We start from the raw sequence: 25,039 nt of genomic DNA, 5'->3' as shown, positions 1-25,039 counted from the left end.
ATCCGGAGAAGTGGGTTTGTGAGTCATATTTTTAGGCAGACAAGGAGAGACGCGTGAGGCGATTGCCGGGGATATTATTGCTCACTGGAGCCGCGCTCGTTGTTGTCGTAGCGCTGCTGGTCAGTGGTTTGCGCCTGGCATTACCGCATCTCGACAGTTGGCGTCCGACGATCCTCAGCAAAATTGAGTCAGCAACGGGACTGCCGGTCAAAGCCAGCCAGATCTCTGCCAACTGGCAAAATTTCGGTCCCACCCTCGAAGCGCGTGATATCCACGCGGAGCTGAAAGACGGCGGTGAATTCTCGGTTAAACGCGTTACCCTGGCGCTGGATGTCTGGCAGAGTTTGCTGCACATGCGCTGGCAGTTTCGCGATCTCACCTTCTGGCAACTGAACTTCCGTACCAACACGCCGATTGAGCGCAGCGAAAGCGGTGACGGGCTGGAAGCCAGCCGAATCAACGATCTTTTCCTGCGCCAGTTCGATCACTTCGATCTCCGCGACAGCCAAATCAGCTTTCTGACGCTCTCCGGCCAGCGCGCCGAACTGGCGATTCCGCAACTCACCTGGGTTAACGGCAAAAACCGCCACCGCGCGGAAGGACAGGTGAGCCTCTCCAGTCTGACCGGCCAGCACGGCGTCATGCAGGTGCGCATGGATCTGCGTGATGACGACGGTCTGCTGAATAATGGTCGGGTCTGGCTGCAGGCTGACGACATCGACGTGAAGCCGTGGCTGGGCAAGTGGATGCAGGATAACGTGGCGCTGGAGACCGCGCGCTTCAGTCTTGAAGGCTGGATGACCATCAGCAAAGGTGAAATCGCCGGTGGTGATGTCTGGCTGAAACAAGGCGGAGCGAGCTGGAAAGGCGACAATCACTCCCATACGCTCTCTGTGGACAACCTGACGGCACATATCAGCCGTGAACAGCCCGGCTGGCAGTTTTCTATTCCTGATACCCGCATCACGATGGACGGCAAGGCCTGGCCGCGCGGTGCGCTACAGATTGCCTGGATCCCTGAACAGGAAGTCGGCGGCGTGGACAGCAAACGCAGTGACGAACTGCGCATTCGCGCCAGCCATCTGGAGTTGACCGGGCTTGAGGGGCTGCGCCCGATGGTGTCGAAGCTTTCGCCCGCGCTGGGTGATATCTGGCTTGCCACTCAACCGAGTGGAAATATCGATACCCTGGCGCTGGATATCCCACTCCAGGCCACGGAAAAGACCCGTTTTCAGGCGTCATGGCGCGATCTGGCATGGAAGCAGTGGAAGCTGTTGCCTGGGGGGGAGCATTTCTCCGGAACGCTCTCCGGGAGCGTGGAAAACGGCGTGCTGACCGCGTCGATGAAACAGGCAAAAATGCCCTACGAAACGGTCTTTCGCGCGCCATTAGAAATTGAAGACGGTGTTGCCACGCTGAACTGGCTGAAGAATGACAAAGGCTTTCAACTGGACGGGCGCAACATCGACGTGAAGGCGAAAGCGGTTCATGCGCGCGGCGGTTTCCGTTATCTGCAACCGGCAGGCGATGACCCCTGGCTGGGGATTCTGGCGGGCATCAGCACTGACGACGGCTCTCAGGCCTGGCGTTACTTCCCGGAGAATCTGATGGGCAAGGCGCTGGTGGACTATCTCAGCGGCGCGATTCAGGGCGGAGAAGCGGATAATGCGACGCTGGTGTACGGCGGGAATCCGCATTTGTTCCCGTACAAGCACAATGAAGGCCAGTTTGAAGTGCTGGTCCCGCTGCGCAATGCGAAATTTGCCTTCCAGCCGGACTGGCCTGCACTGACCGATCTGAATATCGAACTGGATTTTCTCAACGACGGCCTGTGGATGAAAACCGATGGCGTCAATTTAGGCGGCGTGAAGGCCACGAACCTGACGGCTATTATCCCGGACTACGCCAAAGAAAAGTTGCTGATTGACGCCGATATTCAGGGGCCAGGCAAAGCGGTAGGACCGTATTTTGACGACACGCCGTTGAAGACGTCGCTGGGTGCCACGCTTGAGCAGTTGCAGATCGATGGCGATGTGAATGCTCGCTTACATCTGGATATCCCGCTGGACGGCGAAATGGTTACCGCAAAGGGCGATGTGTCGCTGCGCGATAACAGCCTGTTCATCAAACCGCTCGACAGCACCCTGAAAAACCTCAGCGGCAAATTCAGTTTTATCAATGGCAACCTGAAAAGCGAGCCGATGACGGCGAATTGGTTCAATCAGCCGCTGAACGTTGATTTTACAACCACAGAGGGCGCGAAAGCCTATCAGGTCGCGGTGAATCTCAACGGCAACTGGCAGCCCGCTCGCACCGGTGTGTTGCCTTCGCAGGTTAATGAGGCGCTCGGCGGCAGCATGGCGTGGAACGGTAAGGTGGGGATTGACCTGCCGTATCATTCCGGCACGACGTATAACATTGAACTGAACGGCGATCTCAGGAATGTAAGTAGTCACTTACCTTCTCCGCTGGATAAAGAGGCTGGCGCGGCGTTACCCGTTAAAATCAAAGCAACCGGCGATCTGCGCAGCTTTACGCTGACCGGTAGCGCCGGGCAGGAAAATCATTTTAACAGCCGCTGGTTGCTGAATCAGAAACTGACGTTGGATCGTGCAATCTGGACGGCAGAAAGCCAGACGGCACCGCCTTTGCCTGAACGGGAAGGTATTGAGCTGAATCTGCCATCGATGGATGGTGCGCAATGGCTGGCCCTGTTCCAGAAAGGCGCGGTCGATAACGTTGGGGCCAACGCGAATTTCCCACAACATGTCACGTTGCGTACGCCTGCGTTAACGCTGGGAGGACAGCAGTGGAACAACCTGAGTATCGTTTCTGAACCGGCGCCGAATGGCACTAAAGTCGAGGCACAGGGGCGTGAGATCAATGCCACGCTGGCAATGCGCAATAACGCGCCGTGGCAGGCTTTTATCAAATACCTTTATTACAACCCCACCGTAGCCACAACGGATAAAAGCGACGCGCCAGCTTCGCCATTTGCATCCGTAGAACGCTTTAGTTTCCGCGGCTGGCCTGACGTGCAGTTGCGCTGTGAAGAGTGCTGGATGTGGGGACAGAAGTACGGACGTATCGATGCGGATGTAGCCATTCAGGGCGACACCCTGAACCTGAGTAACGGCCTGCTGGATACCGGCTTCACCCGACTGACGGCGGATGGACAGTGGGTAAACACCCCCGGCAGTGAACGCACCTCTTTAAAAGGGAAGCTGCGGGGTAATAAGATTGATGCGGCGGCAGGATTCTTTGGCGTCTCCACCCCCATTCGCAACGCGTCGTTTAACGTTGATTACGATCTGCACTGGCGCAACCCGCCGTGGAAGCCGGAAGAAGCCTCGCTGAACGGCATTATCCGCACCCGCTTGGGCAAAGGGGATATCACCGAATTAAGCACCGGGCACGCGGGGCAGTTGCTGCGCCTGCTGAGCTTTGACGCACTGCTGCGCAAACTACGCTTTGATTTTAGCGATACCTTCAACGAAGGATTTTACTTCGACTCCATTCGCAGTACCGCCTGGATCAAAGACGGCATATTGCATACGGACGACACGCTGGTGGACGGACTGGAAGCGGATATCGCCATGAAAGGATCGGTCAACCTGGTGCGCCGCGAACTGGATGTTGAAGCGGTGGTGGCTCCGGAAATCTCCGCCACGGTGGGGGTGGCAGCCGCGTTTGCGGTGAACCCGATCGTTGGCGCGGCGGTCTTTGCCGCCAGTAAAGTGCTTGGACCGCTGTGGAGTAAAGTCTCGATTCTGCGCTATCGGATCACCGGTCCGCTCGACAAACCGCAGATCAACGAAGTCCTGCGCCAGCCGCGGAAAGAAAATTCGCAATGATTTGACGAGGGCAAGGAATTGCCCCACTCTCAGTACATAGATCCTCTATCGCAGTCACTAACGAGTAGCAATAACGATGAGTCTGAACCTGGTAAGTGAACAATTGCTAGCGGCGAACGGCCTGAAACATCAGGATTTGTTTGCCATTCTGGGCCAACTGGCCGAACGTCGTCTCGATTACGGCGATCTCTATTTTCAGTCGAGCTATCACGAATCCTGGGTTTTAGAAGACCGCATCATTAAAGATGGTTCTTACAATATCGATCAGGGCGTTGGCGTTCGCGCAGTGAGCGGTGAAAAAACCGGATTTGCCTATGCTGACCAGATTAGCCTGCAGGCGCTGGAACAGAGCGCGCGCGCCGCGCGTACCATCGTGCGAGACAATGGCGACGGGAAAGTGAAGACCCTCGGTGCCGTGGAGTATCCGGCGCTGTACACCTCTGTCGATCCGCTGCAAAGCATGAGCCGTGAAGAGAAACTCGATATCCTGCGCCGCGTCGATAAAGTCGCCCGCGAAGCGGATAAACGCGTGCAGGAAGTGTCGGCGAGCCTGACCGGTGTGTATGAATTGATCCTGGTTGCTGCCACCGACGGGACGCTGGCAGCCGATGTGCGTCCGCTGGTGCGTCTGTCGGTCAGCGTGCAGGTGGAAGAAGACGGTAAACGTGAGCGCGGTGCCAGCGGTGGCGGCGGGCGCTTTGGTTATGATTATTTCCTCGCGGATCTGGACGGCGACGTCCGCGCCGACGTATGGGCGAAAGAGGCCGTGCGTATGGCGCTGGTGAACCTGTCTGCGGTCGCGGCGCCCGCCGGGACACTGCCTGTCGTATTGGGTGCCGGCTGGCCGGGCGTGCTGCTGCATGAAGCAGTGGGGCATGGTCTGGAAGGAGACTTTAACCGTCGCGGCACATCGGTATTCAGCGGTCATATGGGTGAACTGGTGGCTTCTGAGCTGTGTACCGTGGTGGACGATGGCACGATGGCGGATCGCCGGGGGTCCGTGGCTATTGACGACGAAGGGACGCCGGGTCAGTACAACGTATTGATCGAAAACGGCATTCTGAAAGGTTACATGCAGGACAAACTGAATGCGCGACTGATGGGCGTGGCGCCGACCGGGAACGGTCGCCGCGAGTCTTACGCGCATTTGCCGATGCCGCGCATGACCAACACCTATATGCTGCCGGGCAAATCCACGCCGCAGGAGATCATTGAGTCCGTAGAGTACGGGATCTATGCGCCAAACTTTGGCGGCGGTCAGGTGGATATCACCTCCGGTAAGTTTGTCTTCTCTACCTCAGAGGCTTATCTGATTGAGAATGGCAAAGTAACGAAGCCGGTGAAAGGAGCCACGCTGATTGGTTCGGGTATCGAAGCGATGCAGCAGATTTCGATGGTCGGAAACGACCTGAAGCTGGATAACGGCGTCGGCGTCTGTGGCAAAGAAGGCCAGAGCCTGCCGGTTGGTGTGGGTCAACCGACGCTGAAGGTGGATAACCTGACCGTCGGCGGTACTGCGTAGCCCTATTTTCCGGATGGCGGCAAAACGCCCCATCCGGCCAGCGCTTGTTTCAGTCTGAATTGATATGTTCCTTACAATATCGCCGTTTCCATGCGGCTGGCGTCAGGCCAGTATGCTTGCGAAAAATCTGCCGAAAATATCCAACGTCATTAAATCCACACTTTTCCGACACTTCGCTGAGTGCCAGCGAATCGCTAATTAACAGTTTTTCTGCGGCACTGACGCGCTGTCGATGAATGGCTTCGGTCATCGTCATATGAAATATCCGTCGGTAAACCCGTCCCAGGTAATCGGCGTTACAATGCAACTCCCGGGCAAGCTGCGATGTGGAGAGTGGCAGGTGATACTGGGTGCGAATTTGCTTGCGCGCCTTATAGGCCAACGCCACGCCAGCGCTATCACCGTGGGTTTCGCTCCCCGCCGCTGAGGCGATTTGCTGCAAAATCAACAGCAAAATAAATTCCAGTGCCGGGCCGTGACGCCTGTTTTCCTGTTCGCTTAAAAACTGACGAAACAGCGACATGACGTACTGTGGGCTGCTGACGCTGATATGCTGTGGTAACGAGAGTAACTGCGTCGGATTTGTTGTCGCGGGCAGCACGTCAAAATGCACCCAGTAAAATGTGAGATCCGGCGGGAAATCCCCAATCCCGACGTGGCGGCGCTGAGGCCACAGCAACAAGCTTTCTCCGGCCTTAACCTCAAACTGGACGTCGTTCTCTCTAATGGTCAGCGTCCCCTGTTGTACAAAAATCAACTCCCAGGATTCCAGCCTGCGTGCCGGATGGCTGCCTACGCCGCGCGAGATGAACAAACCGCCGTTTTGTACCCTAATCGGAAGCGCTATGGATAAATCAAGCATGGATATGTAATTTCTCGCGTTTTTTTAGGCGAAAATAACCTTTCTATATGATTAATAAAAAGTTATTTGATATTTGCCGATCGGCATCACAGTTTTGCCGGCAGGTCGGAATCGTCATCTTTTTATACCTGTTTATCGCCTTGTTGGCACGGTAATTCCGGGCAAAATGACATCTGAATTTTCTTATTAAAACCGGAATCCTGCGAATTTATCGGGATAAATCTGCTTCAGACGAGGAACCTTTTTATGACCTCTACATCACTGACGGAAACGGATATTGCCGGAAGTCATCCCGACGAAAAATTGTCGATCCGCGAAAAGATTGGCTACGGGCTGGGCGACGCGGGTGGCACGGTGATCACCTGCCTGATCATGAACTTTTTGACCTTTTTCTACACCGATGTCTTCGGGCTGACGCCCGCACTGGTTGGCACCTTGTTTTTGGTGCTGCGCGTTTTCGACGCTATTTCCGATCCGATTATGGGCGCGGTTGCTGACCGTACCCGCAGCCGCTGGGGGCGTTTTCGCCCGTGGCAACTGTGGATCGCCGTGCCCATCGGCGTTATCGGCGTACTGACCTTTACCGTTCCGGACGCATCAATGGGGGTCAAAATCGCCTGGGCCTTTGGTACGTATTTGTTGCTTTCGGTGAGCTATACCGCGATTAACGTTCCTTATTGTGCGCTAATCAATACCATGACCACGCGCCACACTGAAGTCATTGCCTGCCAGTCCTGGCGCTTTGTGCTGTGCGGTGTGGCGGGCTTTTTGGTCTCCGTCGGGTTGCCGTGGCTGGTGGAGACGCTCGGCCATGGCAACACCGCGCAGGGTTACCAGCTTGGCGTCGGCGTACTGTGCGCCGTCGCGGTGGTAATGTTCCTGTGCTGCTTCTTCTGGGTACGTGAGCGGGTGTCGCTCAACATGATGGGCCACTTTTCCCTGCGCGAACATCTGGCGGGCCTGCGCAAAAACGACCAGTTACTGCTGATGCTGTTGATGTCATTCCTGCTGATTAACGTGTTTAATATTCGCGGTGGTGGCTACATGTACTTCATCACCTACGTGTTGCAGGGCAGCACCGCCTACACCTCGCTGTTTTTTACCATGGTGACGTTCGCTTCCATTATCGGTTCGGTGATGGTTAACCTGCTGTCGCGCCGCATTGATACGGTCAAACTCTACTATCACACCAACCTGGTGTTAGCTTTACTTGCGGTCATTATGTGGTTTCTGCCCGCCAGTCCTGACTGGCAGACGTTATGGTTGGTCGTGATCCTCGGGAACGGCATTATCCTTGGCTTTACCCTACCGCTGCACTTTTCGCTGATGGCCTTTGCCGACGACTACGGCGAGTGGAAAACCGGCGTGCGTTCCTCCGGCATGAACTTTGCCTTCAACCTGTTCTTTATCAAGCTGGCATGGGCCTCCAGCGCCGGGATTATCAGCCTGGTGTTTATTGCCGTTGCTTACAGGGCAGGGGCGGAAAACCAGACGCCCGCGTCATTGCAGGGGATTTTCTCAATGGAAAGCCTGCTGCCCGCACTGTTCCACCTGCTGCTGGCGCTGTCTATCCGCGCCTGTAAACTCAATAACCCGATGATGACCCGTATTTCCGGTGATTTACGCCAGCGTCACGCCCAGGCCCTGTAGGAGCAAAAAAATGAAACCTGAAATCATGGAAGTGGATCTCCACCGGCTTAAGGTCAGCGATCCGTTTTTCGGCCAGTACCAGCAACTGGTGCGCGATGTGGTAATCCCTTATCAGTGGGATGCGCTTAACGATCGTATTGCGGAAGCGGAACCCAGCCATGCGATTGAAAACTTCCGTATCGCCGCCGGGCGGCAGCAGGGGGAGTTTTACGGCATGGTGTTCCAGGACAGCGATGTGGCGAAATGGCTGGAGGCGGTGGCGTGGTCGCTGTGCCAGAAGCCAGATGCGGAACTTGAGAAAACCGCCGACGAGGTGATCGAGCTGATTGCCGCCGCCCAGTGTGAAGACGGTTATCTGAATACGTATTTCACCGCCAAAGCGCCGGATAAGCGCTGGAGCAATCTGGCCGAATGCCACGAGCTTTACTGCGCCGGACATATGATTGAAGCGGGCGTCGCCTTCTTTCAGGCCACCGGCAAGCGTAGCCTGCTGAACGTGGTGTGCCGCTTTGCTGACTATATCGACAGCGTATTCGGCAAAGAAGAGCACAAGCTGCACGGTTATCCCGGCCACCCGGAGGTGGAGCTGGCGCTGATGCGGCTGTATGAAGTGACACAGGAGCCGCGCTATCTGAATCTGTCGCGCTATTTTGTCGAAGCGCGCGGTACGCAGCCGCACTATTACGACATTGAGTTTGAAAAACGCGGTGGCACTTCGCACTGGCTGATTTACGGCGCGGGCTGGATGACGCACGATAAGGACTACAGCCAGGCGCATTTACCGTTAGCGGAGCAACAGACGGCCGTCGGTCACGCGGTGCGTTTTGTCTACCTGATGACCGGCGTGGCACATCTGGCGCGCTTAAGTCAGGACGAAGAAAAACGCCAGATCTGCCTGCGTCTGTGGAAAAACATGGCGCAGCGCCAACTGTACATCACCGGCGGTATCGGTTCGCAGGGACGTGGTGAAGCGTTCAGTTGCGACTACGATCTGCCAAACGATACGGTATACGCCGAAAGCTGCGCCTCCATCGGCCTGATGATGTTTGCGCGTCGGATGCTGGAAATGGAAGCCGACAGCCAGTACGCCGACGTGATGGAGCGCGCGCTCTACAATACTGTGTTGGGCGGCATGGCGTTGGACGGCAAGCATTTCTTCTATGTGAATCCGCTGGAAGTGCAGCCAAACGTGCTGAAATTCAACCATATTTACGATCACATCAAACCTGTTCGTCAGCGCTGGTTCGGCTGCGCCTGCTGCCCGCCGAATATCGCGCGTACGCTGACCTCTATTGGTCACTATATTTATACGCCGCGCCCGGAAGCGCTCTATATCAACCTGTATATCGGCAACCGCGTAACGGTTCCGGTCAATGGCGGTGAGCTGGGCCTGAAAATTAGCGGTAATTTCCCCTGGCAGGAACGGGTGGAGATAAGTATCGACTCCCCACAGCCGGTGGCGCATACGCTGGCGCTGCGGCTGCCGGACTGGTGCGACAAGCCACTGGTGTTGCTCAACGGTTCGCCTGCCGAGGGTGAGGTACGCAAGGGCTATCTGCATATCCGCCGTGACTGGGGAGCGGGCGATACCCTCACGTTAACGCTGCCAATGCCGGTACGCCGTGTTTACGGCAATCCGCAGGTGCGCCACGTGGCGGGTAAAGTCGCGCTACAACGCGGGCCGTTGGTGTACTGTCTGGAAGAAGCCGACAACGGCGCGTTACTGCATAATCTGAGCCTGCCGAAAGAGAGCGCGTTTACCGCCATCGAAGGGAAAGGTATTTTCGCGCATAACGTTCTGATTCAGGCGCAGGGATACCGGCAAAGCCCAAAACAGCAGGGCGAGCAGCCGCTGTGGCACTACGACACCGCCCCCGGTGTGCGTCAGGATCACACGCTGACGTTTATCCCATGGTTTAGCTGGGCCAACCGCGGTGAAGGGGAGATGCGGATTTGGGTGGATGAGGCGTAGTCAGACGGCAGGCATGTTTCTGGCGGATAACGGGATTTTTTGGCCGTTATCCGCTATTGTCTCGCCTGAATAAGGTGTCTATTTCTCTTTTCCTCGTCCGTGCATTCCCTGAAAAATCGTTGCCACGTCGACGAAATAGTCGGTCAGGTAGTTAATCACCACCTGCACTTTCAGTGGCAGTTTGTCTTTTTCGGTATACAGCGCATAGACCGGACGCGGATCGGACTGGTAGCGCGGCAGTAAGGTCTCAAGCTCGCCCCGATTGATCTCGTTGATCACCCACATCAGCGGGACATAGGCGACCCCCGCACCGGCGGTCAGCCAGCGGTTGAGGGTCATCGGATCGTTAGTGACGAATCGCCCTTGTGGGATCAGTCGCGTGGAGATCCCTTCCGGGGCGATCAGTTCGAATTCATTATCCGGACGCACGCTGTATTCCAGCCAGGAGTGGTTGGTGAGGTCGGCCGGTTTTTCCGGTATACCGTATTGGGCGAGATAGCTTTTCGCTGCGCACAGCACCATCGGCATCGCGCCCAGGCGACGGGAAAACAGACTGGAATCCTGCAGGGCGCCCACGCGGATGACGACATCCAGGCCGTCAGCAATCAGATCGGGTGCCGGAATGCCGGTGACCAGATTGACCGTCAGGCCTGGATGCTCTTTGAGCATTTTGGCGGTGATCCCCGCGAGGACATTTTGTGCCATGGTTGAAGAACAGCCAATGCGCAGCGTACCAATTGGCGTGTTGTTAAAGGCGTAAAGTTGCTCATGAACATCCTGCACTTCATGCAGCATACGCCGACAGCCCTGATAATAAATTTTTCCGGCTTCAGTAAGCCCAATGCTGCGCGTGCTGCGGTTCAGCAACTTAACCTGCAGCTCATCTTCCAGTTTTGCCACCGTCTGGCTGATCGACGAAACACTCATTTGTAACCGTCTGGCAGCGGCGGTGAAGGAACCAAATTCCACCACTTTCGCGAACACCGACATGCGTTTTAATCGTTCCATTATTCACTCTGGCTTAAAAGTGATTTAGATCACATATTATAGATAACAGCATAACAGTTACGGTAATATATTATTATTCAAATAAAGGCTGTGTCGCTCTCGCCTGGCTTTCCTTGCCCTTCTCCGCGTCGACATCAGCTGAAAACTGCATCGCCTGCACTCTCTAAAATATCAAGGTCAACATGAGTCTGTTTCCCGTTATCGTGGTGTTTGGTCTTTCCTTCCCACCGATATTCTTTGAATTGCTTCTGTCACTGGCGATTTTCTGGCTGGTGCGCCGGGTGCTGGTGCCTACGGGCATCTATGATTTTGTCTGGCATCCGGCGCTGTTTAATACTGCGCTGTATTGCTGTCTCTTTTACTTGATATCGCGCCTGTTCGTTTGAGGTTGAAGTGAAAACACTAACAAGAAAAATCTCCCGTACGGCCATTACCCTCGTTCTGGTCATCCTGGCGTTCATCGCTATTTTCCGCACCTGGGTCTATTACACTGAATCACCATGGACGCGTGACGCCCGCTTCAGTGCGGACGTGGTTGCCATCGCGCCGGATGTTGCCGGACTTATCACGCATGTTAATGTCCACGATAACGATCTGGTGAAGAAAGATCAGGTGCTGTTCACCATCGATCAACCGCGTTACCAAAAAGCACTGGAAGAAGCTGAAGCCGATGTCGCCTATTACCAGGTGCTGGCGCAAGAGAAACGCCAGGAAGCCGGACGTCGTAACCGTCTTGGCGTCCAGGCGATGTCTCGTGAAGAGATCGATCAGGCTAACAACGTTCTGCAAACCGTATTACATCAGCTTGCCAAAGCGCAGGCGACCCGCGATCTCGCAAAGTTAGATCTTGAACGTACCGTCATTCGTGCCCCTGCGGATGGTTGGGTGACCAACCTGAACGTCTATACCGGTGAGTTTATCACCCGGGGTTCAACCGCCGTGGCGCTGGTGAAACAGAACTCTTTCTATGTACTGGCCTATATGGAAGAGACCAAACTGGAAGGCGTCCGCCCTGGCTATCGCGCAGAAATTACCCCGCTGGGCAGCAACAAGGTTTTAAAAGGGAGAGTCGATAGCATCGCGGCAGGGGTCACCAATGCCAGCAGCACGCGCGACGATAAAGGCATGGCGACCATCGATTCGAATCTGGAATGGGTACGCCTCGCGCAGCGCGTTCCGGTACGGATCCAGCTTGACGATCAGCAGGAAAACCTGTGGCCAGCCGGTACCACCGCGACTGTCGTGATCACCGGCAAGCAGGATCGTGATGAAAATAATGACTCGTTCTTCCGCAAAATGGCGCATCGTCTGCGCGAATTTGGTTAATCGCGATGGGCATTTTTTCCATCGCCAACCAGCACATTCGCTTTGCGGTCAAACTGGCCTGTGCGATTGTTCTCGCGCTGTTTGTTGGCTTCCACTTTCAGCTTGAAACGCCGCGCTGGGCGGTACTGACGGCAGCGATTGTCGCGGCGGGCCCGGCCTTTGCCGCCGGCGGCGAACCGTACTCCGGCGCGATTCGCTATCGCGGGATGTTGCGCATCGTCGGGACGTTTATCGGTTCGATTGCGGCGCTGACGATCATCATTGCGATGATCCGCGCACCGCTGCTGATGATTCTTGTCTGCTGTATCTGGGCGGGTTTTTGTACCTGGATCTCCTCGCTGGTCCGCGTCGAGAACTCCTATGCGTGGGGGTTATCGGGCTACACTGCGCTGATTATCGTCATTACCATTCAAACCGAGCCGCTGCTGACGCCGCAGTTTGCCGTAGAGCGCTGTAGTGAGATTGTGATTGGTATTGTCTGCGCCATTATGGCGGATCTGATTTTTTCTCCGCGATCGATCAAACAGGAGGTGGATCGCGAACTGGATAGCCTGCTGGTGGCGCAGTACCAGTTGATGCAGCTGTGCATTAAGCATGGTGATAGCGAAGAAGTGGATAAGGCCTGGGGCTCGCTGGTGCGTCGGGCAACCGCGCTGGAAGGAATGCGTAGCAACCTGAACATGGAATCCTCCCGCTGGGCGCGGGCGAATCGCCGCCTGAAGGCGATTAATACGCTGTCGCTGACCATGATTACGCAATCCTGCGAAACCTACCTGATCCAGAACACGCGTCCTGAGCTGATCACCGATACCTTTCGTGAGTTCTTCGCCATGCCGGTTGAAACCGCGCAGGATGTGCATAAACAGCTTAAGCGTCTGCGCCGGGTGATTGCATGGACCGGTGAGCGCGAAACGCCCGTTACGCTGTATACCTGGGCCGGAGCGGCCACGCGCTATCTGCTGCTCAAGCGTGGCGTGATCAGCAATACCAAAATCAGCGCCACGGAAGAGGAGGTGCTGCAGGATGAACCTGTGGTGAAAGTCGAATCTGCCGAGCGCCACCATGCTATGGTGAACTTCTGGCGCACCACGATCTCTTGCGTGCTGGGGACGCTGTTCTGGCTGTGGACCGGCTGGACCTCCGGTAACGGCGCCATGGTGATGATTGCGGTGGTCACTTCGCTGGCGATGCGTCTGCCGAATCCGCGCATGGTCGCCATTGATTTTATTTACGGGACGCTTGCCGCGCTACCCCTGGGGGCGCTCTATTTTCTGGTGATCCTCCCCAATACCCAGCAAAGCATGCTGCTGCTCTGTCTGAGTCTCGCGGTACTGGGGTTCTTTCTGGGGATCGAAGTACAGAAGCGGCGGCTGGGCTCTATGGGCGCGCTGGCCAGTACCATTAACATTATCGTGCTGGATAACCCGATGACCTTCCACTTCAGCCTGTTCCTGGACAGTGCGTTAGGGCAGATTGTGGGTTGTGTACTGGCCTTTCTGGTCATCGTGATTGTGCGCGATAACTCGCGCGATCGTACGGGCCGCGTGCTGCTCAACCAGTTCGTCTCTGCGGCGGTGTCGGCGATGACCACCAACGCGGTGCGACGCAAAGAGAACCATCTTCCCGCGCTCTATCAGCAGCTGTTTCTGTTGATGAACAAATTCCCCGGTGATTTGCCGAAGTTCCGCCTGGCGCTGACAATGATCATTGCGCACCAGCGCCTGCGGGATGCGCCGATTCCGGTCAATAGCGATCTCTCCGCCTTCCACCAGCAGTTGCGTCGTACGGCGGATCACGTCATTTCTGCCGTGAATGATGACAAGCGCCGACGCTACTTTGGTCAGCTATTAGACGAACTGGACGTGTATCAGGAAAAACTGCGGGTCTGGGAAGCGCCGCCGCAGGTCACCGAACCGGTGAAACGGTTGACCGGCATGTTGCACAAGTACCAGCATGCGCTAACCGACAGCTAACCCACAGAAACCGACGCCAAAAGCGTCGGTTTTTTTATGGCTATACTTATTCGATGTGCGCAACTCAGGACATCAGAAGGAGAAAACAGCATGCAAACGCTTCAGGACAACGAACTTTTTCAGACGGGATATCTGGTTGATGGGCGGTGGAAAACGCTTGATACCACCTTTGATGTGCTTAATCCGGCAACGGGCGAAACGATCGCGAAGGTGGCGAAAGCGGGGAAACAACAGACCGAAGAGGCCATTGCGGCGGCCAGTAAGGCATTTCCTGCCTGGCGGGCAAAAACGGCAAAAGAGCGCTCGGCGATTCTGTACCGCTGGTATGAATTGATCATTGAAAACAAAACGTGGCTGGGACGGCTGATGACCATCGAGCAGGGTAAACCGCTGAAAGAAGCCGAGGGTGAGGTGGAGTACGCGGCCAGTTTTATTCAATGGTTTGCCGAGCAGGCGAAGCGCGCCAACGGTGAAATCATCCCGCCGATCAAACCCGGCTCCCGCATTCTGGCGACCCGCGAACCGATAGGCGTGGTGGCGGCAATCACGCCGTGGAATTTCCCGATGGCGATGCTGACCCGTAAGCTTGGCCCGGCGCTGGCGGCGGGCTGTACCGGGGTGATAAAACCGGCCAATAACACGCCGCTGAGTGCCTTTGCACTACTTACGCTGGCGAAGAAAGCGGGGGTGCCCGATGGCGTTCTCAACGCCGTAGCGGGCAATACGCCGGAAATCAGCGACGTCATCATGGCAAGCCATGAGGTGCGCAAAATTTCATTCACCGGTTCAACGGCAGTCGGTAAAACGCTGGTGCGTAACGCGGCAGAAACCATGAAGAAAGTGTCGATGGAGCTGGGTGGTAATGCCCCCTACATCGTGTTTGACGATGCCGATATCGATGCGGCGGTGAAAGGCGCTATCACCAATAAGTTCCGTAATGCCGGGCAGGTCTGCGTCAGCGTGAACCGCTTTTATATCCAGGAGAGCGTCTACGATGAATTCACCCGAAAACTGGCCGATGCGGTTCAGGCATTGAAGGTGGGGAATGGTCTGGATGAGGGTGTGGTAGTGGGACCGCTAATCGAACCTTCAGCGGTCGATAAAGTGCGTGAGCACGTTGAAGATGCCGTTGCGAAAGGGGCGAAAGTGCTGGCGGGCGGGAAAGCGCACGCGCTCGGCGGCAACTTCTGGCAGCCTACCGTGTTGGGTGAGTGCAGTGATGGCATGACGCTGGCGAGTGAAGAAACGTTCGGTCCTGTTGCCGCCTGCTTCCGCTTTACCAGCGAAGAAGAGGTGATTCAGCGTGCGAACAACACGCCGTTTGGCCTGGCCGCTTACTTCTATACGCAAAACCTGCAACGGGTGTTCCGTGTCTCCCAGGCCATTGAAAGCGGCATGATCGGGATAAACGAATGTGCAGTGTCCACCGAACTGGGACCGTTTGGCGGGGTGAAAGAGTCCGGGCTGGGTCGTGAAGGATCGGTGCTGGGGTTAGACGAATTTCTGGAAGTGAAAACCCTGCATATTGGCGGCCTGTAGTCAGACTGAGGTCGGGAAGGTGGCAATAGATGAATATCTATACATTTGATTTTGATGAAATTGAAGATCAGGACGACTTCTACCGTGAGTTTGCGCGGATGTTCGGCCTTGCCAACGAGAAAGTGAGTGACCTCGACTCTCTGTGGGACATCATCATGAGTGAAGCGCTGCCGTTACCGCTGGAGATCGAGTTTGTGCATCTACCCGACAAATCACGCCGACGTTATGGCGCATTGATTTTGTTGTTTGATGAAGCGGAAGAAGAGCTGGAAGGTCAACTGCGTTTTAATGTTCGATAAAAAAAGCCCCCGACAGTCGGGGGCAAGGTCGTCGGACTAGACGACGAGGGTTTATTTGTACAATTCGGCAGTGGCATGCCAGGTGTCACCGCTACGCGCTTCGGTGATCTGATACGCTGATGCGCCTTTTTCCTGGGCTTTTTTGTTCAGCATTTCATGCATGTCCATTGGACTAGAGCCGATTGCACTTACGGAGACAGAGCCAATCGCTTCGCGATTTTGTGCTTGTTCTGCGCTAATAGAATCTGCGGCGAATGCGCCGAAAGAAAGAACAGAGAGAACGCTTAACGCAGCAACAGTTGTTTTGATTTTCATGATAAGTACCTCGTCGAATTTATTATTGGGGGTCTTCGTTTCGTGACCCTCATCACAAAATCAAGTATACACTAATCACGCGATAAATTAATACCACGCTAATTGTTTCACTGATGGGTAAGTAATGAAAATTTTGTTTTTTATGCTTATCTGGAATTAAAAAGTCATGGGATTTTATTTATATCTAATGAAATCATATAGATATTAAATTTTGCGATTTGTGCGGTTTTGAGTTTGCATATTCACTGCGTGAATGATTTTGGGCAGATAAACGCACTATTTGTTAAATAAGAGGCAGTTAAATTAACGGAGAACGGACGTTAATGCAGGGTTTTACCCCGCCACGTCGGCGGCGGGGTGGGAAGGGTCAAAGCTCTTGTTCGAACAGTTCAAGAATGGCTTCGTAGAGATCTTTCACCGTAAAGCCATTGGCCGGAGTGGTAAAAATGGTGTCATCCCCGGCGATGGTTCCGAGAATACCTTCTGCTTTGCCCAGGGAGTCCAGCAGGCGGGCGATCAATTGCGCCGCACCTGGGCTTGTGTGGATCACCACCACCGCATCGTTAAAGTCGATATCAAGAACCAGGTTTTTCAGCGGGCTGGAGGTAGTGGGTACGCCCAGTTCAGCCGGGAGGCAGTACACCATCTCCATTTTTGCGTTGCGGGTACGAACAGCCCCAAACTTTGTCAGCATGCGTGAAACTTTGGACTGGTTGATGTTATCAAAGCCCTGATCCTGCAATGCGAGGACAATTTCGCCCTGAGAGCTGAATTTTTCTTCTTTAAGTAGCGCTTTGAACGCTTTAACTAATTCTTCTTGCTTAGCTGAGCTTCGCATAAGTCACCCGTAGTATGAGAGTGGAAACAACATTATTATGCATACAGATGAATTTTTATGCAAACGGTCTGCCCAAATGAAGGCTGAAATAATGTTATGAAAGAGCGGAATTTTATCAAATTTCGTTATCAAGAAACATGCCTATGTCACGCCTCGCAAATAAGCTTAAAAGTAAATTAATTGTTATCAAATTGATGTTGTTTTGGGCTGGCAGTAGGGTATATTGTCACCACCTGTTGGAAAGTTGCTCTACAGCACAGACATCTTCGGGTTACGTCAATTAAATGCATAAAAGCTAAATTCGCGTGACTACACAGAATTGAATACGGGTGATTGTGTTCATCGAAATTGTGGTTTAACGTCGCCGCCGCGGAGCAACAAACACTTAGTTTATCAATATAATAAGGAGTTTAGGATGAAAGTCGCAGTCCTCGGCGCAGCTGGCGGTATCGGCCAGGCGCTTGCACTACTGTTAAAAACCCAACTGCCTTCAGGTTCAGAACTCTCCCTGTACGACATCGCTCCAGTGACTCCCGGTGTGGCTGTAGATCTGAGCCATATCCCAACTGCTGTGAAAATCAAAGGCTTCTCCGGTGAAGACGCGACCCCGGCACTGCACGGTGCTGATGTGGTGCTGATCTCCGCAGGTGTGGCGCGTAAACCGGGTATGGACCGTTCCGACCTGTTTAACGTCAATGCGGGCATCGTGAAGAACCTGGTACAGCAGATCGCGACGACCTGTCCGAAAGCCTGCATCGGTATCATTACCAACCCGGTGAACACCACTGTCGCTATTGCCGCAGAAGTACTGAAAAAAGCGGGCGTTTACGACAAAAATAAACTGTTTGGCGTGACCACGCTGGACATTATCCGCTCCAACACCTTTGTAGCGGAACTGAAAGGTAAGCTGCCGACTGAAGTTGAAGTTCCGGTTATCGGCGGACACTCTGGCGTGACCATTCTGCCACTGCTGTCGCAGATCCCGGGCGTAAGTTTCACTGACCAGGAAGTGGCTGACCTGACCAAACGTATCCAGAACGCCGGTACTGAAGTGGTTGAAGCGAAGGCGGGTGGCGGATCGGCAACCCTGTCTATGGGCCAGGCGGCCGCGCGTTTCGGTCTTTCACTGGTTCGCGCACTGCAGGGCGAAAAAGGCGTTGTAGAATGTGCCTACGTTGAAGGCGATGGCCAGCACGCACGTTTCTTCTCTCAGCCGCTGCTGCTGGGTAAAAACGGCGTGGAAGAGCGTCAGTCTATCGGCAAACTGAGCGCATTCGAGCAGAACGCGCTGGAAGGCATGCTGGATACCCTGAAGAAAGATATTCAGTTGGGCGAAGAGTTCGTTAACAAGTAAGTGCGATTGCCGGATGGTGGTGTAAACACTTTATCCGGCCTACAAACTCATCGAGACGCATAAAAAACCGGAGCTGGCTCCGGTTTTTTTACATCTCAATTAAGGTTAATTCGTTGCCGGGTATTCCTGAATGGTGACCTGCAGCGTCAGTTGCTTATCATCACGCATGACAATCACCGGAATCACCGATCCGGGGCGAATCTCTGCCACCTGGTCCATCGTTTCCAGTGCGGAGACTGCGGGCCTGCTGTTCACGGAGATAATCAGATCGTTAACCTGAATACCGGCCTGTGCCGCTGGGCCATCAGGTGCCACTTCATTGACGACGATCCCCTGAATCTGATCTATGCCACCGCCCTGGGTGTGCAGTGGGGCGATTTCACGACCGCCAATCCCAATGTAGCCACGAATAACACGACCATCGCGGATCAGCTTATCCATAATCTTGGTCGCCAACTGGAACGGAATGGCAAAGCCGATCCCTTCTGGCGTTTCGCCGTCATTGCTTTTATCAAATGACAGTGTGTTGATGCCCATGAGTTCGCCCAGCGAGTTCACCAGTGCGCCGCCGGAGTTACCGTGGTTGATAGAAGCATCCGTTTGCAGGAAGTTCTGTCGTCCGGTTGGGTTCAGGCCGATGCGCCCCGTAGCGCTGATAATGCCCTGAGTGATGGTCTGTCCGAGGTTATAGGGGTTACCGATCGCCAGCACCACGTCGCCGATATGCGGTGAACGTCCGGCATTGATCGGAATCGTCGGCAGACCGCCAGTGGCATTGATTTTCAGTACCGCCAGATCGGTCAACGTATCGGAGCCGACAAGCAGCGCCTCAAACACTCGTCCGTCCTGTAAAGCGACGATAATCTGATCGGCATCGTTGATCACATGCTTGTTGGTAATGATGTAGCCGCGCTGATCCATAATCACACCGGAACCCAGAGTGCGGATTTCCAGTTGATTATGCGCGGTGCTGTTCATACTGCGGTTATAGACGTTGACCACAGCAGGGGCCGCGCGACGTACCGCAGAGTTATAGCTGGCGGGCGTCTCGTCGGCACTGTCATATTGCGGCGCAGAAAACGTGTTGATTTTGCGAAGCGAAGGCATGGCGGCCAGAAGAATGGCGCCAACAATCAAACCAATTGCGACCGAACGTAAGAGCTTCACTAACATGATGGAGGCGTCATTAATAAAGGGAACGGCAGCAGCATATCACGAGTTAACCGGACATCACACGCGAGGCTGATGTCCGGCAGCCTGGATTTAGCGCAGGAGCAGATAAATGCTCTCGTTACCGCGGACTATCTGTAGCGCGATAATGGACGGTTTGGCTTCCAGCACTTTGCGCATCTCGGCGATAGAGTTCACCCGGTCACGGTTGACCCCAATGATCACATCATCCTTTTGCAGACCGGCCTGTGCGGCGGGGCTGCTCTTTTCAACGCTGTCAATTTTGATGCCTTTACTGCCGTCTTTGAGTTGACCGTCGCTCAGCGTCGCCCCCTGCAATGCCGGGGCAATCATCTCCGCGCTGGCAGACGACGAGGTGCTGGTATCGAGCGTCACTTCCACCTCCAGCGGCTTGCCGTTACGCAACAGGCCCAGCTTCACTTTGGTGCCGGGTTCTGTGGTGGCAATTCGGGAGCGCAGTTCGGCAAAACTGTTGAGCGGTTTACCGTTGAGGCTGGTGATCACATCGCCGGACTTAATGCCCGCTTTGGCGGAACCGGAGTTCGGCAGCACTTCACTGACAAAGGCACCGCGCTGTACGTCCATTTTGAACGCTTTGGCGATGTCGGCAGTCATTTCGGTGCCTTTAATGCCCAGAAGACCGCGCTTGATTTCACCAAACTGAATCAGTTGCTGCGCCAGGATGCGGGCCATATTACTGGGGATGGCAAAACCGATCCCAACGCTGCCGCCGCCAGGTGCAAGGATGGCGGTGTTAATACCGATCAGTTCACCGTTCAGGTTAAGCAGCGCGCCGCCGGAGTTCCCGCGGTTAATAGAGGCGTCGGTTTGAATAAAGTTTTCCAGACCTTCCAGATTCAACCCGCTGCGCCCCAGCGCCGAGACGATACCGGAAGTTGCGGTTTGCCCCAGACCAAACGGGTTACCGACTGCCACGGCGAAATCACCGACGCGCAGTTTATCCGAGTCGGCGATGGCGATTTGCGTCAGCTTGCTGGCGTTTTGAATTTGTAGCAGGGCGATGTCGCTTTGATCGTCGCTGCCAATCAGTTTAGCCTCGAACTCACGTCCATCATTCAACTGGACGCTGATCTTCTGCGCCTGATTAATCACGTGGTTATTGGTCAGAACATAGCCTTTCGCGGCGTCGATAATGACCCCAGAACCCAGCCCTTCAAACGGCTGCGCCTGCTGATCCGGCAGGTCATCACCAAAGAATTTTTTAAACTCTTCCGGGACTTTCTGCGTTTGGGTCGCGGTGCCTTCAACCTTCACGCTAACGACGGCAGGCAGCACCTTTTCGAGCATCGGGGCGAGACTGGGAAGCGCGGGCTGGCCGGGAACCTGGCCTGGAATCGACGCAATGGCCTGAAATGGCGCCGAGAGAGTTAACCCGACACTTAACGCGAATGCACTCAACAGCTGGGTTTGTATTTTCATTGATCCTGCTCTCGTACCTTGAGTAAAGGGAAAGACGATTCAAAACAGTTTGATGTTATTGAATTTTCAATCTGCTAACAATGCGGATAATGATTAAATGATAGTCGGGACGGGAGATAAGAGGTGGGCGCAATCGCTGCGCCCAGGAAAAATATTAACGATGTGCGATTAGTCGCGCTTTGCACCACTACGCAGCAGGCCGGATGCGCCTTCGGAATAGTCACGCGGCATTTGTACCGGTGCCTGGTCGTTACCGGCTTCAGACTCGGCCAGACGGTTACGGAACGGGTTAGATTCCGCTGACAGTTCCGGCAGCAGGCTGCTGGAGCTTTTCGCCATGTGCTGATACAGCTGGCGGTAATCGTGGGCCATGGTGTCCAGCAACTCAGCGCTGCGGGCAAAATGGCTGACCAACTCTTCGCGATACTCTTCCAGCTCGGCTTTATTCTTTTCCAGTTCGTACTGCAACGCCTGTTGCTGACGTAATTTCCGGTTACCAAAACGCATGGCTACAGCACCGACGATGATGCCGACGACTAACCCAATTAGCGCATATTCCCAGGTCATGAACATCTCCCGTTGTCTTTTGTTTCCGTAGGGTGTTGGCTTTAGGCTCCATGCCTGCGCCTGATACTGCCACTATAACCGCTAATCCCGCAGAAGTGGAATCCCGTCTTTATATCGCGTAGTGTAGAACGGCCTTTTTTTCGTCAACCGTGAACGACGGCACACCGATTTTCAAGGAATAACAAGAACATCATGCAAAGCTTTACCCCCACATCCCGTTACCTGAAAGCCATTAACGAGGGTACTCACCAGCCCGATGACGTGCAAAAAGAGGCGGTCAATCGTCTGGAGATTATTTATCAGGCGTTGACCTCGAACAAAACCTCAGTCCCTGAAACAAAAGGGTTTATGGCCCGCGTCGGTAAGCTGTTGGGAAAAAAGGAAGTGGCGCATAGCGCTTCGGTGCGAGGCTTATATATGTGGGGGGGCGTAGGGCGAGGGAAAACCTGGCTGATGGATCTGTTCTACCATAGCCTGCCAGGCGTTCGGAAGCAGCGCCTGCACTTCCATCGCTTCATGCTGCGCGTGCATGAGGAGTTAACGGCTCTGCAGGGGCAAACCGATCCGCTTGAAATCCTGGCCGACCGCTTTAAGGCCGAGACGGATGTGCTGTGCTTTGATGAGTTTTTTGTTTCTGATATTACTGACGCCATGCTGCTCGGCGGTCTGATGAAGGCGCTGTTTGCGCGCGGTATTACGCTGGTGGCGACATCGAACATTCCGCCTGATGAGCTCTACCGTAACGGGTTACAGCGCACGCGTTTTCTTCCCGCGATCGATGCGATTAAGCAACATTGCGACATCATGAACGTAGACGCGGGTGTGGATTATCGTCTGCGGACGTTGACCCAGGCGCATTTGTGGCTCTCTCCGCTGAATAATGAAACGCAACAGCAGATGGACAACCTCTGGTTGGCGTTGGCGGGTGTCAAACGTGAACAGGGGCCGGTTCTGGAGATCAATCACCGCCCGTTGCCGACGCTGGGTATGGAAAACCAGACGCTGGCGGTGTCATTCCACACCCTGTGTGTCGATGCCCGTAGCCAGCATGACTACATTGCGCTTTCCCGGTTGTTCCACACCGTCATGCTGTTTGACGTACCGGTGATGACGCCGCTGATGGAAAGCGAAGCGCGCCGTTTTATCGCGCTGGTGGATGAATTTTATGAGCGCCACGTCAAGCTGGTGGTGAGCGCCGCCGTGCCTCTCTATGAGGTGTATCAGGGCGAGCGACTGAAGTTCGAATTTCAGCGCTGTCTGTCGCGTTTGCAGGAGATGCAGAGCGAAGAGTATCTGAAGCGGGAACATATGCCCTGACGCCTACCAACAAACTGTTGGGCAAATCACATTTAGGGGTCGATCTTTGACCCCGACTTCTCTATAATCTTGCGACCCCACGTTACAAGAAAGTTTTTTTCCCAAAACTTTTTGTGTGCTGGCATTGGCTATTCGAAGGGGTAGGTTTGCCGGACTTTGTCGTGTGAACCTCAACTGACATAACGTTTGGGTGTTCACCAACGTGTAACTTATTTATTGGGTAAGCTTTTAATGAAAACTTTTACAGCTAAACCAGAAACCGTAAAACGCGACTGGTACGTTGTTGACGCGACCGGTAAAACTCTGGGCCGTCTGGCTACTGAACTGGCTCGTCGCCTGCGCGGTAAGCATAAAGCGGAATACACTCCGCACGTAGATACCGGTGATTACATCATCGTTCTGAACGCTGACAAAGTTGCTGTAACCGGCAACAAGCGTACTGACAAAGTGTACTATCACCACACCGGCCACATCGGTGGTATCAAACAAGCGACCTTTGAAGAGATGATTGCCCGCCGTCCTGAGCGTGTGATTGAAATCGCGGTTAAAGGCATGCTGCCAAAAGGCCCGCTGGGTCGTGCTATGTTCCGTAAACTGAAAGTTTACGCTGGCAACGAGCACAACCACGCGGCACAGCAACCGCAAGTTCTTGACATCTAATCGGGATTATAGGCAATGGCTGAAAATCAATACTACGGCACTGGTCGCCGCAAAAGTTCCGCAGCTCGCGTTTTCATCAAACCGGGCAACGGCAAAATCGTTATCAACCAACGTTCTCTGGAACAGTACTTCGGTCGTGAAACTGCCCGCATGGTAGTTCGTCAGCCGCTGGAACTGGTCGACATGGTTGAGAAACTGGATCTGTACATCACTGTTAAAGGTGGTGGTATCTCTGGTCAGGCTGGTGCGATCCGTCACGGTATCACCCGCGCTCTGATGGAGTACGATGAATCCCTGCGTGGCGAACTGCGTAAAGCTGGCTTCGTTACTCGTGATGCTCGTCAGGTTGAACGTAAGAAAGTCGGCCTGCGTAAAGCACGTCGTCGTCCGCAGTTCTCCAAACGTTAATTGTTTTCTGCCTTTGGCAGATTACCGTTGGCGAAAAACCCGCTTCGGCGGGTTTTTTTATGAATAAACCTGGCGTAATCCTCTGACAAAACCCTCTTTTTCCCCATTTCCAGAATCGACTCACCACAAAGGTCACAAAATCTGGTAAACTATCATCCAATTTTCCGCCCAAATATCGGGTATTGCTCATTTTTTGTTTGCTTTTTGAACGATGATGACTTTTCCGAAGTGGGTGTCATCACTTCTGACTGGCCATGCGATGGCCGGTAGCAGTAAAAATTCTGAATATACCTGGAGGTTTTCATGGCTGTCGCTGCCAACAAACGTTCGGTAATGACGCTGTTTTCTGGTCCTACTGACATCTATAGCCATCAGGTCCGCATTGTGTTGGCGGAGAAAGGTGTAAGTTTCGAGATCGAGCACGTGGAAAAGGACAATCCCCCGCAGGATCTGATTGACCTCAACCCGAATCAGAGCGTCCCGACACTGGTGGATCGTGAGCTGACCCTGTGGGAATCTCGCATCATTATGGAATACCTGGATGAGCGTTTCCCTCATCCGCCATTGATGCCGGTTTACCCGGTGGCACGTGGTGAAAGCCGCCTGTACATGCACCGTATCGAAAAAGACTGGTATACGTTGATGAACGTCATCGTTAACGGGTCTGCTTCAGAAGCTGACGTTGCCCGCAAACAACTGCGTGAAGAGCTGCAGGCGATTGCACCGGTATTCGGTCAGAAACCGTATTTCCTGAGCGATGAATTCAGCCTGGTGGATTGCTACCTGGCGCCGCTGCTGTGGCGTCTGCCGCAGTTGGGAATTGAGTTCAGTGGGGCGGGCGCGAAGGAGTTGAAAGGTTATATGACCCGCGTCTTCGAGCGTGATTCTTTCCTGGCGTCCTTAACCGAAGCTGAACGCGAAATGCGTCTTGGCCGGGGTTAATA

21 protein-coding genes are annotated in these 25,039 nt (G+C 54.3%); 14 read left to right on the top strand and 7 right to left on the bottom strand.

The annotated features are described in order from the left end of the window. Positions 1 to 53 precede the first annotated feature (53 nt). Both yhdP and tldD read left to right on the top strand, forming a co-directional pair. Positions 54 to 3,854: an AsmA2 domain-containing protein YhdP gene (gene yhdP / locus OGY35_RS06445; RefSeq protein WP_286631737.1), complete on the top strand. Its 3,801-nt coding sequence runs from the start codon at positions 54 to 56 to the stop codon at positions 3,852 to 3,854. Between the two features lie 76 nt (positions 3,855 to 3,930). Further along, entirely contained in the window at positions 3,931 to 5,376 is a 1,446-nt protein-coding gene (tldD, locus tag OGY35_RS06440) for a metalloprotease TldD (RefSeq protein WP_152406191.1), read from the top strand. A gap of 49 nt (positions 5,377 to 5,425) precedes the next feature. On the opposite strand, the gene OGY35_RS06435 is transcribed toward tldD, so the two are convergent. Further along, the gene (locus OGY35_RS06435) at positions 5,426 to 6,238 is read right to left on the bottom strand and encodes a helix-turn-helix domain-containing protein (RefSeq protein WP_152406190.1); all 813 of its coding nucleotides are present in this window, start codon (positions 6,236 to 6,238) and stop codon (positions 5,426 to 5,428) included. A gap of 246 nt (positions 6,239 to 6,484) precedes the next feature. Between OGY35_RS06435 and OGY35_RS06430 the strand changes: the two genes are divergently transcribed. Both OGY35_RS06430 and OGY35_RS06425 read left to right on the top strand, forming a co-directional pair. After that, entirely contained in the window at positions 6,485 to 7,888 is a 1,404-nt protein-coding gene (locus tag OGY35_RS06430; RefSeq protein WP_286631735.1) for an MFS transporter, read from the top strand. 10 nt (positions 7,889 to 7,898) lie between these two features. Continuing rightward, a complete protein-coding gene (locus OGY35_RS06425) occupies positions 7,899 to 9,860 on the top strand; it encodes a glycoside hydrolase family 127 protein (protein WP_502872695.1) in 1,962 nt (653 codons plus the stop codon). Positions 9,861 to 9,938: 78 nt separating this feature from the next. Here OGY35_RS06425 and aaeR read toward each other — a convergent pair whose 3' ends face one another. Further along, positions 9,939 to 10,868, bottom strand: a complete 930-nt coding sequence (gene aaeR, locus OGY35_RS06420) for an HTH-type transcriptional activator AaeR (RefSeq protein ID WP_286631733.1) — start codon at positions 10,866 to 10,868, stop codon at positions 9,939 to 9,941. A gap of 182 nt (positions 10,869 to 11,050) precedes the next feature. On the opposite strand from aaeR, the gene aaeX reads away from it, so the two are divergent. The 5 genes from aaeX to OGY35_RS06395 all read left to right on the top strand — a co-directional run bounded on the left by aaeX (position 11,051) and on the right by OGY35_RS06395 (position 16,005). Continuing rightward, positions 11,051 to 11,254 (top strand): p-hydroxybenzoic acid efflux pump operon protein AaeX, encoded by a 204-nt coding sequence (gene aaeX, locus OGY35_RS06415; RefSeq protein WP_000051841.1) that lies wholly within the window; start codon positions 11,051 to 11,053, stop codon positions 11,252 to 11,254. A gap of 7 nt (positions 11,255 to 11,261) precedes the next feature. Then, positions 11,262 to 12,194 (top strand): p-hydroxybenzoic acid efflux pump subunit AaeA, encoded by a 933-nt coding sequence (gene aaeA / locus OGY35_RS06410; RefSeq protein ID WP_152406186.1) that lies wholly within the window; start codon positions 11,262 to 11,264, stop codon positions 12,192 to 12,194. A gap of 5 nt (positions 12,195 to 12,199) precedes the next feature. Beyond that, complete coding sequence (gene aaeB, locus OGY35_RS06405; protein ID WP_286631729.1) at positions 12,200 to 14,167, top strand: p-hydroxybenzoic acid efflux pump subunit AaeB; 1,968 nt, start codon at positions 12,200 to 12,202, stop codon at positions 14,165 to 14,167. 90 nt (positions 14,168 to 14,257) lie between these two features. Beyond that, on the top strand, positions 14,258 to 15,706 hold the full coding sequence (locus OGY35_RS06400) for an NAD-dependent succinate-semialdehyde dehydrogenase (RefSeq protein WP_286631728.1): 1,449 nt from the start codon (positions 14,258 to 14,260) through the stop codon (positions 15,704 to 15,706). 29 nt (positions 15,707 to 15,735) lie between these two features. Continuing rightward, positions 15,736 to 16,005 carry a barstar family protein gene (locus OGY35_RS06395; RefSeq protein ID WP_286631727.1) on the top strand — a complete coding sequence of 90 codons (270 nt, stop codon included), beginning with the start codon at positions 15,736 to 15,738 and terminating at the stop codon, positions 16,003 to 16,005. 51 nt (positions 16,006 to 16,056) lie between these two features. Here the strand turns inward: OGY35_RS06395 and yhcN are convergent, their stop codons facing one another. Together yhcN and argR are read right to left on the bottom strand one after the other, a co-directional pair. Beyond that, a complete protein-coding gene (gene yhcN / locus OGY35_RS06390) occupies positions 16,057 to 16,320 on the bottom strand; it encodes a peroxide/acid stress response protein YhcN (protein ID WP_042324990.1) in 264 nt (87 codons plus the stop codon). Between the two features lie 367 nt (positions 16,321 to 16,687). Continuing rightward, positions 16,688 to 17,158 (bottom strand): transcriptional regulator ArgR, encoded by a 471-nt coding sequence (argR, locus tag OGY35_RS06385; protein ID WP_042324992.1) that lies wholly within the window; start codon positions 17,156 to 17,158, stop codon positions 16,688 to 16,690. A 415-nt stretch (positions 17,159 to 17,573) separates the two neighbouring features. Here argR and mdh point away from each other — a divergent pair, with 415 nt between their 5' ends. After that, complete coding sequence (gene mdh / locus OGY35_RS06380; RefSeq protein WP_178822969.1) at positions 17,574 to 18,512, top strand: malate dehydrogenase; 939 nt, start codon at positions 17,574 to 17,576, stop codon at positions 18,510 to 18,512. Between the two features lie 105 nt (positions 18,513 to 18,617). On the opposite strand, the gene degS is transcribed toward mdh, so the two are convergent. The 3 genes from degS to zapG form a co-directional block, all read right to left on the bottom strand. After that, a complete protein-coding gene (gene degS / locus OGY35_RS06375; protein ID WP_152406181.1) occupies positions 18,618 to 19,685 on the bottom strand; it encodes an outer membrane-stress sensor serine endopeptidase DegS in 1,068 nt (355 codons plus the stop codon). A 90-nt stretch (positions 19,686 to 19,775) separates the two neighbouring features. Beyond that, positions 19,776 to 21,143, bottom strand: a complete 1,368-nt coding sequence (degQ, locus tag OGY35_RS06370) for a serine endoprotease DegQ (RefSeq protein ID WP_286631723.1) — start codon at positions 21,141 to 21,143, stop codon at positions 19,776 to 19,778. A 168-nt stretch (positions 21,144 to 21,311) separates the two neighbouring features. Continuing rightward, a complete protein-coding gene (zapG, locus tag OGY35_RS06365) occupies positions 21,312 to 21,710 on the bottom strand; it encodes a Z-ring associated protein ZapG (protein ID WP_043001761.1) in 399 nt (132 codons plus the stop codon). A gap of 192 nt (positions 21,711 to 21,902) precedes the next feature. On the opposite strand from zapG, the gene zapE reads away from it, so the two are divergent. The 4 genes from zapE to sspA all read left to right on the top strand — a co-directional run bounded on the left by zapE (position 21,903) and on the right by sspA (position 25,037). Beyond that, entirely contained in the window at positions 21,903 to 23,027 is a 1,125-nt protein-coding gene (gene zapE, locus OGY35_RS06360) for a cell division protein ZapE (RefSeq protein WP_286631721.1), read from the top strand. Between the two features lie 231 nt (positions 23,028 to 23,258). Further along, complete coding sequence (gene rplM, locus OGY35_RS06355; protein ID WP_000847559.1) at positions 23,259 to 23,687, top strand: 50S ribosomal protein L13; 429 nt, start codon at positions 23,259 to 23,261, stop codon at positions 23,685 to 23,687. A gap of 15 nt (positions 23,688 to 23,702) precedes the next feature. Then, entirely contained in the window at positions 23,703 to 24,095 is a 393-nt protein-coding gene (gene rpsI, locus OGY35_RS06350) for a 30S ribosomal protein S9 (RefSeq protein ID WP_000829815.1), read from the top strand. A 303-nt stretch (positions 24,096 to 24,398) separates the two neighbouring features. Continuing rightward, positions 24,399 to 25,037, top strand: a complete 639-nt coding sequence (gene sspA / locus OGY35_RS06345; RefSeq protein ID WP_042998321.1) for a stringent starvation protein SspA — start codon at positions 24,399 to 24,401, stop codon at positions 25,035 to 25,037. The last annotated feature ends 2 nt before the right edge of the window (positions 25,038 to 25,039 follow it).

Origin of the sequence: Citrobacter sp. Ct235, from assembly GCF_030332305.1 — a bacterium.
GTDB classification, from domain to species: domain Bacteria; phylum Pseudomonadota; class Gammaproteobacteria; order Enterobacterales; family Enterobacteriaceae; genus Citrobacter_A; species Citrobacter_A telavivensis.
Note: the sequence above shows the minus strand (reverse complement) of the source record. Positions and strands in the feature narration are given on the sequence as shown.

Coding starts and splice junctions, on each gene's coding strand:
- tldD (WP_152406191.1), top strand. CDS start 3,931: ATGAGTCTGAACCTGGTAAGTGAACAATTGCTAGCGGCGAACGGCCTG.
- OGY35_RS06435 (WP_152406190.1), bottom strand. CDS start 6,238: ATGCTTGATTTATCCATAGCGCTTCCGATTAGGGTACAAAACGGCGGT.
- OGY35_RS06430 (WP_286631735.1), top strand. CDS start 6,485: ATGACCTCTACATCACTGACGGAAACGGATATTGCCGGAAGTCATCCC.
- OGY35_RS06425 (WP_502872695.1), top strand. CDS start 7,899: ATGAAACCTGAAATCATGGAAGTGGATCTCCACCGGCTTAAGGTCAGC.
- aaeR (WP_286631733.1), bottom strand. CDS start 10,868: ATGGAACGATTAAAACGCATGTCGGTGTTCGCGAAAGTGGTGGAATTT.
- aaeX (WP_000051841.1), top strand. CDS start 11,051: ATGAGTCTGTTTCCCGTTATCGTGGTGTTTGGTCTTTCCTTCCCACCG.
- aaeB (WP_286631729.1), top strand. CDS start 12,200: ATGGGCATTTTTTCCATCGCCAACCAGCACATTCGCTTTGCGGTCAAA.
- OGY35_RS06400 (WP_286631728.1), top strand. CDS start 14,258: ATGCAAACGCTTCAGGACAACGAACTTTTTCAGACGGGATATCTGGTT.
- OGY35_RS06395 (WP_286631727.1), top strand. CDS start 15,736: ATGAATATCTATACATTTGATTTTGATGAAATTGAAGATCAGGACGAC.
- yhcN (WP_042324990.1), bottom strand. CDS start 16,320: ATGAAAATCAAAACAACTGTTGCTGCGTTAAGCGTTCTCTCTGTTCTT.
- argR (WP_042324992.1), bottom strand. CDS start 17,158: ATGCGAAGCTCAGCTAAGCAAGAAGAATTAGTTAAAGCGTTCAAAGCG.
- mdh (WP_178822969.1), top strand. CDS start 17,574: ATGAAAGTCGCAGTCCTCGGCGCAGCTGGCGGTATCGGCCAGGCGCTT.
- degS (WP_152406181.1), bottom strand. CDS start 19,685: ATGTTAGTGAAGCTCTTACGTTCGGTCGCAATTGGTTTGATTGTTGGC.
- degQ (WP_286631723.1), bottom strand. CDS start 21,143: ATGAAAATACAAACCCAGCTGTTGAGTGCATTCGCGTTAAGTGTCGGG.
- zapG (WP_043001761.1), bottom strand. CDS start 21,710: ATGACCTGGGAATATGCGCTAATTGGGTTAGTCGTCGGCATCATCGTC.
- zapE (WP_286631721.1), top strand. CDS start 21,903: ATGCAAAGCTTTACCCCCACATCCCGTTACCTGAAAGCCATTAACGAG.
- rplM (WP_000847559.1), top strand. CDS start 23,259: ATGAAAACTTTTACAGCTAAACCAGAAACCGTAAAACGCGACTGGTAC.
- rpsI (WP_000829815.1), top strand. CDS start 23,703: ATGGCTGAAAATCAATACTACGGCACTGGTCGCCGCAAAAGTTCCGCA.
- sspA (WP_042998321.1), top strand. CDS start 24,399: ATGGCTGTCGCTGCCAACAAACGTTCGGTAATGACGCTGTTTTCTGGT.